Source organism: uncultured Corynebacterium sp. (assembly GCF_937999985.1).
In the GTDB taxonomy this organism is placed as follows: Bacteria; Actinomycetota; Actinomycetes; order Mycobacteriales; family Mycobacteriaceae; genus Corynebacterium.
Map to the genome: position 1 here is coordinate 1 of NZ_CALLDG010000156.1, position 11,992 is coordinate 11,992.

Below are 11,992 nucleotides of genomic sequence, written 5' to 3' on the forward strand. Positions count from 1 at the left end.
GGGGCGCGTGGCGGAAAATCGTGGTACGGGTATCGCAACGATTAATCAGTCCTTGGAAGACGCTCTTATGCCAAAACCTGAGTACATTAATCGGCTTGATAGTTTCACAATAATATTCCACCGTCGGCGGGTTGCTACCCAGGAGAGGTATACAACGGCGCGGGACCATGTTCTGGCAATTCTAAAAGAGGGGTCCTCTTCTTCGACTAGCGAAATTGTAGGGAAAACCCAGTTGAGCCGGACAGCTGTTCAAAAAGCAGTCAATGCTCTGATTAGTGAAGGTTTGGTAGAGCGAACGGAACCTGCGCGGAGCCCGAAGCAGCGTTATCGAATGCTCGAAGATCGGAAGAACCCTGGTAGATAGTGGAAAAGAGTGGAAAACTGCAGCTAGATGAGGGTGCGGCGACAGCATAGCACCTAGCTTCCCGCTTAACATCCCACAGTGTTATGTCAGGTGGGAAGTTATCAGCTGCTAAGCGGGGGCACCTCGACTAAGAGCCCAACTCGGGCTGAACTGGGGCTGTGTCGCACAAGCTCTTGTGACGGGCTTTCGTGGATAATCGGGTATATTCCAATGTCTTTATTGCCTATGCGGAGGTCTGTGTTCAGCAAATGAACGCTCAGCCAGTGAAAGCCAATACAAACGATGGGTTCGACGCCACCCGCCTAGCACGCATTCTGCTGCCGAAGCGTGGCGAACCACGCAACGTGCGCTCCCTGTACTTCGTAGAGAACGAGGCCACCACCCCCGGCCGCGTAAACGCCATCTCCCGTACCGAAGCGATCCTGCCCGCGGGCAGCGAGACTTCCTTCGAGACTTACTTCAACGCCTTCCCCGCCTCCTACTGGCGCCGCTGGTCCCAGCTGGACGAGGTCAAGCTGCGCATCGAAATCACTGGTGAGGCCCGCGTAGACCTGTACCGCTCCAAGTACGACGGCTCCCGCATTGGCATCGAGGGCGCCCAGATCGAAACTGACGAAAACGGCCACGGAATCGCCGAGTTCACTGTCTCCCTGGCTCCTTTCGAGGACGGAGGCTGGATCTGGTTCGACCTGACCTGCGAGAAGGAAACCCGCCTGCACTCCGCGGGTTGGTACGCCACCGTCGAGGCCGGCGAGCAGATCTTCGAAGACGAGACGCTGCCGGTCGCTGAGCCGAGCGTCACCATCGGCATCCCAACGTTCAACCGTCCGGCCGACGCGGTCGCAGCACTCCACGCACTCGCTTCCGACCCCGAGGTCGATGGCCGCATCGAGGCCATCATCATGCCCGACCAGGGCGACAAACACCCCGCCGACGAACCGGACTTCGACGAGGTTGCGGAGCACTTCGGCGACCGTCTGCACATCGTGCAACAGGGCAACTTGGGCGGATCCGGCGGCTACTCCCGCATCATGTACGAGGCTCTCCACGAGGAGCGAGGTACCACCAGCCCGTACATCCTGTACATGGACGACGACATCGCCATCGAGCCCGATAGCGTTCTGCGCGCCCTGGCGGCTGCTCGCTACGCGAAGTCCCCGATGCTGATCGGCGGCCAGATGCTGAACCTGCAGGAGCGCAGCCACCTGCACACCATGGGCGAGGTCATCGACCGTGGCTCCTTCATGTGGACCGCCGCACCCCACACCCACTACGACCACGACTTTTACCAGCACCCGCTGCGTGACCTGGGTGATGGTGCTGCCCACAACGCGGCAGGCCAGCCCATCGCGCCGGTGGCCCGGGACGTGGTGAGCAAGGGCTACGGCACCCCGAATAGTTCGGAGAACTCCAAGGATCTGCACCGCCGCATCGACGTTGACTACAACGGCTGGTGGATGTGCATGATCCCGCGCGTCGTCGCGAAAACCATTGGTCAGCCCCTCCCGCTGTTCATCAAGTGGGATGACGGCGAGTTCGGCCTGCGCGCGAAGGATGCTGGCTTCCCGACCGCCTCCTGGCCGGGTATCGCGATCTGGCACATGGCCTGGTCCGATAAGGACGATGCGATCGACTGGCAGGCATACTTCCACCTGCGTAACCGCCTGATTGTCGCTGCGATCCAGCACGATGGAAGCCCGCGCGGCATCGTTGCCTCGATGGCGAAGGCCACCGCCAAGCACCTGCTGTGCCTGGAGTACTCCACCGTCGCCATCCAGAACGAGGCGATGAAGGACTTCCTGGCTGGTCCGGATCAGCTGTTCGACATCCTGGAGACTTCTTTGCCGCGCATTGCGAAGATGCGTAAGAACTACTCCGATGCGGTCGTCATCCCGTCGGCCACCGACCTGCCCGCCGCGACGGGCGGCCCGGCGGGTCTCACGCGCATCCCACTGAGCAAGAAGGCCAAGATTGTCACGCTTGCCAAGGGTCTGCTGAACAACGCTAAGCCCGCCGACGCCCGCCACCACCACGCACCGCAGGTGAACCTCCCGCCCATCGAGGCGCGCTGGTTCAGCCTCTCCCGAGTGGACGGGGCGACCGTGACCACCGCTGATGGCAAGGGAGTGGTGTACCGCAAGCGCGACCGCGGCCAAATGCTCGCGTTGGCACAGGAGTCTATGCGCCTGCAGAAGCAGGTCGCGGATCGCTTCGACGAGCTCCGCGATGCCTACCGGGCAGCGCACCCGTACCTGACCAGTCGGGAAGGTTGGGCGCAGATCTTCGAGCCCGAGCGCGCGGCTGAAAAGTAACCCCCCGGAACTAACGGACAAGATCCAGACTGGAATTACTGGAATTACTGAAACTAAGGACAACGCAGATACGATGAGCGCCACAAGCGTAAGCGGCGACCCGCTGGGCGAATCCGACCTGCTGGTCGCACTGCAAAAGCAGCTGACCGACAAGCCGGGAGTGCTGCCCACCGCCCGAGGCATGAGCCACTTCGGTGAGCACGCCCTTGGTTGGATGGGGTCCGCCGCCCTGGGCTACGGCCTGGCCGCCGCGCAAGGCAAGCCCGCTGACGGGCCGGAACGCCGCGGATGGCTGACCGTGGGCGTCAGCGCCTTCCTGGCACACGCCGCCAGCGTGGTGCTCAAGCGCATCATCCGCCGCCCCCGCCCGCACGATCCGCGCATTAAGATCGGCGTGGGTACTCCCTCGAAGCTCAGCTTCCCGTCTTCGCACGCAACCAGCTCCACCGCCGCCCTCGTGGCCTTTACCCAGTCGGCGAACAACCGCACCGGGACGCTGCCCCTCGTGGGCATCCCAGCGATGGCGCTGTCGCGCATGGTGTTGGGCGTACACTATCCCTCTGACGTCGCCCTCGGAAGCTGCATCGGCGCTGCCACGGCCATTGCCGTGCGCAGGGTTGTCGATGGGGGACGTGGGGGCGTCACAAAGAAAAACAGTGAGGAGAAAAGCCAGTGAGCGAACAGCCTAGCAACGGCCGCACGGAGCCGTTGATCGGCGCAGAGCCACACACGTCCGGGCTGGAAGATCCCAACCAGGCGACCAGCACCGCCACCGAAACGAAGAAGCTGCGCCCGCCGCGCAACCTGCCGGAGGCGATGATCAAGGCGCTGCGTCCGAAGCAGTGGGTCAAGAACGTGCTGGTCATCGCGGCTCCTGCGGCTGCTGGCGGGGAGCTGCTCTTCCACAGCCGCGTGCTGCTGGACGTGCTGATCGCATTCATTGCCTTCTGTCTGGCGGCCAGCTCGATCTACCTGATCAACGATGCCCGCGATGTGGAGGCCGACCGTGCGCACCCGACCAAGCGCTTCCGCCCGATCGCGGCGGGTGTGCTGCCGGTGGGGTTGGCGTACGCGATGTCGGTGGTGCTGATCATTGCGGCGATTGGTGGCTCGCTGTTGGCCTCGTCGGGCACGAACCTGGCGATTGTTGTGGCAGTGTATATCGCGCTGCAGCTGGGCTACTGCTTCGGTTGGAAGCATCAGCCGGTCATCGACATTGCGCTGGTCAGCTCCGGTTTCATGCTGCGTGCGATGGCCGGCGGTGTGGCTGCCTCTATCCTGCTTTCGCAGTGGTTCTTGCTGGTCGCGGCCTTCGGCTCGCTGTTCATGGCGGCGGGTAAACGCTACGCGGAGCTGAAGCTTTCGCTGCGTTCGGGTGCGAAGATCCGCAAGTCCCTGGAGAGCTACACCCCGACCTACCTGCGCTTTGTCTGGACCCTGGCCGCCACTGCCGTGGTGCTGAGCTACGCGCTGTGGGGCTTTGGCTTGGCGCAGACGGTCGAGTCCGGTGTGGCCGCCGTGTGGTACCAAGTCTCGATGGTGCCGTTTACCATCGCGATTCTGCGTTATGCCGCGGACGTTGACCGCGGTGAGGGCGGCGCGCCCGACGAGATCGCCCTCGAGGATCGCACCCTGCAGCTGCTGGCTCTGGCCTGGCTGTTTTGTGTGGCGATGGCCGTGTACATCGTGCCGCTGTTCTAGGTTTAGCTTTCTGTTCTTTCTTTGTGACGCCTACTTCTCCTTTGTGGGGGAGCCGGCGTTCTGCACTTTCGGGGGGTGTGCTGGGTTTCCAGATTGCGAGTGGTGGGGTTGCAGTGGTGCGAGTGAAGCGAGGGAAGCAGGTGATTAGATGGTTCTAAGAATCTGCTGAGATAGGTTTAGGGGTGTAGCGTTTCGTGAAAGGGATTCGATCATCACATTGAGTGCGATCGTAAAGATTTGGTAACGTACACGCATCCTGTGTTTCGGGGCGGGCCTTTGGCGCGCCTCTCGTCAAATACGTTTCAAGACATTTAGGACTACATGAACACGACTACTAAGACCAAGGGTCTGGGCTCCAAGCTCACTGCGTTCCTGGTAGCTATTGCCACCGCGCTGGGCATGGCCGTTGTCACTGCACCCACCGCTGCTGCTGACAACCGTGGCCACCTGCGCCCGGGCTGCCACTGGAGCAAGCACAAGTACTACCTGCAGAACTGCTGGGTTTACTCCCCGGCGATGGGTCAGAAGATCCAGGTGCAGATCAAGCCCTCTTCCCGCGGCGGTAACGCTGGCGTCTACATGCTGGACGGCCTGCGCGCACGCCAGGACTGGAACGCCTGGGTCTGGTCGGGCAACGCTGTGAAGAAGTTCGTCAACGACGACGTGACCCTGGTCATGCCGGTCGGCGGCCAGGCGCAGTTCTACACGGACTGGATGGGCCCGTACGGCGGTAAGGGTGGCCCGAAGAAGCCGCGTTGGGAGACCTTCCTGACCCGCGAGCTGCCGGGCTACCTGCAGCGCAACTTCGGCGTGAGCCCGACCCGCAACTCCATCGTTGGCCTGTCCATGGGCGGTACTGCCGCAATGAACCTGGCTGCATGGCACCGCAACCAGTTCAAGCAGGCGACCTCCCTGTCTGGTTACCTGAACCCGACCTGGCCTGGCATGTACGCCGGAATCCAGTACGCGATGTCCGATGCTGACAAGGGTGCGAACATCTGGGATATGTGGGGCAGTCCGGTCGACCCGCGCCGCTTCCGCAATGACCCGACCGTTCAGGCTGGCCGCTTCCGTGGCATGCCGCTGTACCTGGCCGCCTCCGGTGGCGTGCCGTCCCGCGGCGAGAAGTTCCTGGAAAACCCGCGCGGTGTTGCTGCGGGTATCGGCCTGGAGTGGATGGCACGCACCTCCACCGCGAAGTTTGAGATGGCCGCTCGCGCGGCTGGTGCTCGTCCGGTTGTGAGCTACCCGATCAACGGCCTGCACGCATGGCCGTACTGGGATGCGGAGTTGAACAAGGCTCGCCCGCACATTCTGCGTGCACTGGGTGCCTAAACTTAGGTCGCTCCAGCTTTAACTAAAGCTTTTGAAGCCACTGTCCTGGTTACCAGCCGGGACGGTGGCTTTTTGCGTGTCCGAGGTGTGTGAGGTGCGTCCATGACGGCTGGGGTGTGGGTCGCGCTAGTGGGGTATTGAGGCTTAATGGCGAACGAGGTGTAAGGGCGTCAATAATAAAGAACATCAAGAGTCACATAAGTAACACTGGCAACATGGTAGGCTAACCCTCAAGTAAAACTTTAAATATTCCGCGTGTTGTCCATGTGAAAGCGCTTTTGCTTGCCATAATTGCTCACGTGCTAGAAGCGCACCTGCGATACAAGCGTGAAAAGCTTGAGAAGATCCAGGTCGCGATAGACGTAAACGTGAATAGAGAATGGCCTGAAGAAGCGCCCGGTGGTGTTCGAAGCAGGAGGGGAACCTGCTTCGAACCAACCAGACCACAGCAGCTAAAGCCACCAAAGCTACTAAAACAACCAAAAAGCAACAGAAAGAATGAAGACTATGCGCCTTGCAGCGAACCTCTCCCGTCGCACTCGCTCCGCCCGCAGCCCCCGCCGTATGGGCTCGGCAATCCTGGCTCTGCCGCTTTCCGTTGCGCTGGCAATGCCAATGATGCCGGCTGCCACCGCGCAGAGCTCCCTCGGCGGCTCCATGGGGCCGGGATCCGGCACCAGCTACCTGGATCCGGACAGCATTCCGAAGCGCACCCCGCGCCAGGTCACCGAGCAGCACCTGGAAGGCCTGCCGGAGGGCGTGAGCGTGGACCGCGTCGAGTGGATCACCGAGCGCTGGGCCAACGTCTTCATCAACTCCGCTGCCATGCCGGGCAAGCCCATCAAGGTGCAGATCCTGCTGGCCCGTGACTGGTACTCCCAGCCCGACCGCAAGTTCCCGACCGTGTGGGCCCTGGACGGCCTGCGCGCCCGCGAGGACGAGTCCGGCTGGACCCTGTCCACCAACATCGCCAACCAGTACGCGGACCGCAACGTCAACGTGATTCTGCCCGTCGGCGGCGAATCCTCCTTCTACACGGACTGGCAGGAGCCGGAGAACGGCAAGCACTACAAGTGGGAAACCTTCCTGACCAAGGAGCTGCCCCCGGTGCTGCGCGAGGGCTGGCGTGCAAACGAGGATCGCGCGATCACCGGCCTGTCCATGGGCGGCACCGCCGCAATGAACCTGGCCGAGCGTTTCCCGGACATGTGGAAGTTCGTCGGCTCCTTCTCTGGCTACCTGGACACCACCTCCTACGGCATGCCGGAAGCTATCGCCTACGCCACCAACGACGGCAACGGCTACGACGCCAAGAAGATGTGGGGCGAGTTCGGCTCCCAGGACTGGATCGACCACGACCCGAAGCTGGGCGTGGATGCACTGAAGGACATGACCGTCTACGTCTCCGCAGGTAACGGCAACGCGGGCAAGTACGACAAGCCGGGCACCATCCCAGGCATGCCCTCCAACATGGCCGGCTTCGGCCTGGAGGCCATGTCCCGCATGACCACCGAGACCTTCGTCAGGTACGCAAAGAAGGCCGGCGTGAAGCCGATCACGGCCTTCCGCCCCTCCGGCACCCACGACTGGCCGTACTGGCAGTACGAGATGATCCAGGCATGGCCGCACATCGCGGACGCACTGGGCATCCCGGAAGCTGACCGCGGTGCGAAGTGCAAGATTGGCGGTGCCATCGCGGAGAACATGAAGAACGCCCCGGAGACCCTGGGTGCCTGCATCTCCAACGAGTACGACGCCAAGGACGGCGGCAAGGTGCAGGACTTCCGCGGCGGCCGCGCCTACTGGTCCCCGAAGACTGGCGCCCACTTCGTGTGGGGTCGCATCGGCGCCCACTACGCCTCCATGAACGGGCCGGATTCCTGGCTGGGGTACCCGACCTCCGAGGAGCACGTCATCTCCAACGGCCGTGGCCGCTTCACCACCTTCGAGAACGGTGCGATCTACTGGACCCACGAGACTGGTGCTCACGCTGTGCCTAAGGACTTCATGGATGAGTGGGGCAAGACCGGCTGGGAGAACGGCCCGCTGGGCTACCCGATCTCCGAGCTGGAGAAGGTCGGCGATAGCTACATGCAGAAGTACCAGAACGGCGTGATCATCCGCGATAAGGACAACAAGACCAACTACGTCCAGGGCAAGATCGCCGAGAAGTACCTGCAGTTGGGTGGCGCGACCTCTAAGCTGGGCAACCCGAAGAGCGGCGAGCTGGCCATCAAGGGCGGCCGCTTCTCCGAGTTCGAGCACGGCAACATCTACTGGTCCCCGTTCACCGGCGCGCACGTTATCTACTACGGAAACGTATTCGACGAGTGGGGCAAGCGCGGCTGGGAGCAGGGCAAGCTCGGCTACCCGACCAGCGACCACGAGGACATCCCGGCGGGCGGAACTCGGATCAAGTTCCAGCACGGCGAGATCCGCGAGGTCAACGGACGCGTTGAGGTGCTCTAACTGTGGGCGTCACAAAGAATAGGCAGTTTCGCGTGGCCGCCGGTGCCGCGTGTGCGGCGCTACTGTCGCTGGCCACGCTGACGGCGTGCGGCGGCGATGAGACGGTCGACAATTCGGCGGAGTCCACGACGGTGCCTTCGGTGACGGAGTCCGCGTCCGAGACCGAAAAGTCCGACGGCGACGACGGCAAGGACGCTAAGGACGGCGAAGACAGCGAATCTGGTTCTTCGGAAGGTAATGACGCCCCAGAACCCGCCGGTGACCGTGATGGCGCCCCGGCACAGGATGGCGCCGTGGACGAGGTTGACAACATTCCCTCCGGCACGCAGCGCAGCGATCAGGACAAGGACTTCCTGAAGCGCCTGAAGGACAGCGGCATCGACCTGGCGAAGGCCAACGACGCAGCGGAGATCGGCGGCCTGGAGGATCAGCTCATCGCAGCTGGTCACGCGCATTGCACCGCCGAGGGCGGCGGGCAAGCCGATGTTTATACTCCGCTGGCTGCGGGACAGCTGGAAGCCAATGGTGTGATCGACGGCGATCCGAAGAAGGCCGAGGACGCTATTCGCGAGGCCGCGAAATCCGCGTATTGTTAGTGGTCACTCGTTTCCGATAACCAGGTTGTCCGCCATAGGTGGCGAGGGCAGCCTGGTTTTGCTTTAGAAGCTCTAAAAGCTCTAGAGGAAGGTCTAGAAAGAAGCTATGAAGAAGGTTTTGACCATCCTGGCAGTGCTGGTCCTGCTTGCGCTCATCGTCGTGGGCGTGGGCAATTGGCTGCTCACCGGCGACGATGTTGATGGTCCGGGGCCGGGCAAGCCCACCCCTCCGCCCGCCCCGGAGGCGCAGAACCCGCCCGGGTGCGTGGACGTAGAGGTGCTGGCTGCGCCGGGCACGTGGGAATCCAAGGCCGACGACGATCCGCTGGCGCCGCACGCCAACCCTCACTCGCTGATGCTGAACGTCACCCGCCCGCTGGCCGACGAGTTTTCTCCGGACAAGGTGAAGGTGTGGACCCTGCCGTACACCGCACAGTTCCGCAACATGAACGCGCAGCACGAGATGAGTTACGACGATTCCCGCAACCAAGGTTTCGAGCGGATGAAGGAGGAGCTGCGGGTGATGCACGAGAAGTGTCCGGCAACGTCCTTCATCCTGACCGGCTTTAGCCAGGGAGCGGTGATTACTGGTGACCTGGCAGGAGAAATCGGCAATGGGCGCGGCCCCGTGCCCGCCGACCGGGTGCTGGGAGTGTCGCTGATCGCCGACGGTAGGCAGGAGCTGGACAAGGGCAAGCTCGTTGGCGCGCAGGGCATCCGCGGCACTGGTGCGGAGATTGCGCTGAACCCGGTGAGCGGACTGATCCAGACGATCGTGCCGGGCGCTACGATGCGCGGCCCGCGCCCGGATGGGTTCGGCGAACTGAACGATCGGGTGAATAACTACTGCGCCCCTGCGGATCTTATTTGTGACGCCCCAGCGGATCTGGGCAACGCTCTTGTGCGAGCCAAGGACCTGGTGGCCGCCAACGCTGTGCATGCGGAGTATGCGACAAACGGGAAGGTCGTGGAGGGCCAGACTGTTCCGGAATACATCGTTGGATGGGCGCGGGATCTGATTAACGAGCGCGTGCAGTAGCTACAGCCGCTTCGGCGGGCTCATGTTGAGGTTATTGTGGCCGTGTGCTCGAGCGGTGGGGGCACACGGCACACGGGAATGCGAAATTGCCGGGTAACAGGAGCGGTGCCCGGTACGATGTGTTTCACAAGTGAAACTAAATGTTTATGGTGTTAGAGCTATGGCGTTGGAGCTAGGTAGCTAACCCGATACCGTTTGAACCGAGTGGATAAGTAGAGGAGACCCGCGTGGACATCACTGCAGCAATGGGCCAGTTTTACGATGAGCAGGGCGACATCAACGTCCCCGATCAGCTCACCCTTTCCGGCATGTGCGAGATGCTTTACACCATGGCGCAGATGGAGGGCACGGTAGATAACGTGCTGATCCGTCACTGGGACTTCAGCGAGTCCCGCGAGGGCACGGTGCACGAGATCACCCGCGCGCAGGTGAACACCCGCATCAAGGCCGTGTGTGTCCGTCTTCAGCAGGTCGCCAAGCCCGGCGACCGCGTGGCCATCCTGGCCAATAACTCCCCGGAGTACATGTACGCCTTCCTGGGTGCGATGTACGCCCGTATGGTGCCCGTGCCGCTGTATGACCCGAACGAGCCGGGCCACACCGGCCACCTGACTGCTGTGCTGGGTTCCTCCGAGCCGACGGTGGTGCTGACGAATAAGCGCTCCGCCACGGCCGTGCGCAAGCACTTCGCCTCCACGCCCACCACCGAGCGCCCCCGCGTGCTGACGGTGGATGCGCTGCCGGATGCGCTGGCCGACGACTGGCAGAACCCCATGGCCGCCATCATGGCGGACCCATCGCTGGCGCCGAAGTCCAGCGAGGAGGCGTTCCTGCAGTACACCTCCGGCTCCACGCGCACCCCGGCGGGCGTGGTGCTTACCCACAAGTCGATCGTCACCAACGTGCTGCAGATCTTCAAGGCAGCGAACCTGCAAACTCCGCTGCGCCTGAGCACCTGGCTGCCGCTACACCACGACATGGGCGTGATCCTGTCCGCCTTCGTGATCATCCTGGGCCTGCCTTTCGACCTGATGTCCCCGCGTGATTTCATCCAGGACCCGACCCGCTGGGTTCGCCAGCTGAACCGCCAGAGCGAGGAAGAGAACGTCTACACTGTCGTGCCTAACTTCGCCCTGGAGCTGGCCGTGCGCTACGCCGACCCGGCAAAGGTCGCAGAGCTGGCCGACGTGGATCTGTCCGCAATCGACGGCATCATCAACGGTTCCGAGCCGGTCCACCACAGCTCCGTGCAGAAGTTCCTGGATACCTTCGGCCCCTATGGCTTTAAGAAGGAGGCCATGCGTCCGTCCTACGGCTTGGCCGAGGCCACGCTGCTGGTCACCACTCCGCAGACTGACGAGCGTCCCCTGACGAAGTGGTTCAAGCGAGAGGAGCTGTCCGACGGCACCGCCGTGGAAGGCAGCACGGACGACGCAGACAGCCTCTCCCTGGTCTCCCTGGGCCAAGTGTGTGCCCCGCAGACCATTGCGATCGTCGATCCGGAGACCGGCAAGGAGCTGACGGATGGAAACGTCGGCGAGATCTGGGTCCACGGCGACAACATGGCCGCGGGCTACCTGAACCGTCCGGACGAAACCCAGGAGACGTTCCGCAACTCCCTGCCGGCTGCCAACCGCCTGGATTCCGACAGCCGTGCGGGCGACGCTCCGGAGGACAACTGGATGCGCACCGGTGACCTGGCCGTCATTGTGGATGGTCACCTGTTCATCACCGGACGCCTGAAGGACCTCATCATCGTCGCTGGCCGTAACCACTACCCGCAGGACATCGAGGCCACCGCCGACGAGGCCACCGAGCAGACCGCGCCGGCCGTCATCGCCGCCTTCGCCGTGGAGGCCGGTGGTTCCGCAAGCGGTGCCGCCGACGGCGAGTCCGTCGAGGGTCTCATCATCGTCGCCGAGCGCGATCCGGACGCCAGCGAGGACGGGGATGCGGAGGCAATCGAGGCTATGCGCGCGGCCGTCACCGCCACCCACGGCGTGCAGCCGTCTGACGTGCGCATCATCGCGCCGGGCACTCTGCCGCGTTCATCCGCCAACAAGATCGCCCGCCGCGTGGCCGCGAAGGCGTATCTGGAGGGCACGCTGGGCGCTTAATCCATAAAGCGACCTCGGCGCGTTAAAATGTAGCGCTACGGTGACTCACTCATGCCTTC

General features: G+C 62.8%; 9 protein-coding genes. All 9 read left to right on the forward strand.

The window, feature by feature from the left end; translation table 11 throughout:
* Positions 1–364 (forward strand): ATP-binding protein (locus tag Q0331_RS07450; protein WP_298075767.1); only part of this gene is annotated, 364 nt, incomplete at its 5' end.
* A 248-nt stretch (positions 365–612) separates the two neighbouring features.
* Entirely contained in the window at positions 613–2,676 is a 2,064-nt protein-coding gene (locus Q0331_RS07455) for a glycosyltransferase (protein ID WP_298075768.1), read from the forward strand.
* Between the two features lie 73 nt (positions 2,677–2,749).
* Positions 2,750–3,352: a phosphatase PAP2 family protein gene (locus Q0331_RS07460; protein WP_298075769.1), complete on the forward strand. Its 603-nt coding sequence runs from the start codon at positions 2,750–2,752 to the stop codon at positions 3,350–3,352.
* Positions 3,349–4,377, forward strand: coding sequence for a decaprenyl-phosphate phosphoribosyltransferase (locus tag Q0331_RS07465; RefSeq protein WP_298075770.1), 1,029 nt, complete (start codon positions 3,349–3,351; stop codon positions 4,375–4,377). Before Q0331_RS07460 ends, Q0331_RS07465 begins: the two co-directional genes overlap by 4 nt.
* A gap of 321 nt (positions 4,378–4,698) precedes the next feature.
* A complete protein-coding gene (locus tag Q0331_RS07470; RefSeq protein ID WP_298075771.1) occupies positions 4,699–5,712 on the forward strand; it encodes an alpha/beta hydrolase family protein in 1,014 nt (337 codons plus the stop codon).
* Between the two features lie 498 nt (positions 5,713–6,210).
* Positions 6,211–8,181, forward strand: a complete 1,971-nt coding sequence (locus Q0331_RS07475; RefSeq protein ID WP_298075772.1) for an alpha/beta hydrolase-fold protein — start codon at positions 6,211–6,213, stop codon at positions 8,179–8,181.
* 32 nt (positions 8,182–8,213) lie between these two features.
* Positions 8,214–8,777 carry a DUF732 domain-containing protein gene (locus tag Q0331_RS07480; RefSeq protein ID WP_298075773.1) on the forward strand — a complete coding sequence of 188 codons (564 nt, stop codon included), beginning with the start codon at positions 8,214–8,216 and terminating at the stop codon, positions 8,775–8,777.
* A gap of 106 nt (positions 8,778–8,883) precedes the next feature.
* Positions 8,884–9,816, forward strand: a complete 933-nt coding sequence (locus Q0331_RS07485; protein ID WP_298075774.1) for a cutinase family protein — start codon at positions 8,884–8,886, stop codon at positions 9,814–9,816.
* A 227-nt stretch (positions 9,817–10,043) separates the two neighbouring features.
* The gene (locus tag Q0331_RS07490) at positions 10,044–11,933 is read left to right on the forward strand and encodes a FadD32-like long-chain-fatty-acid--AMP ligase (RefSeq protein WP_298075775.1); all 1,890 of its coding nucleotides are present in this window, start codon (positions 10,044–10,046) and stop codon (positions 11,931–11,933) included.
* Positions 11,934–11,992: the final 59 nt, after the last annotated feature.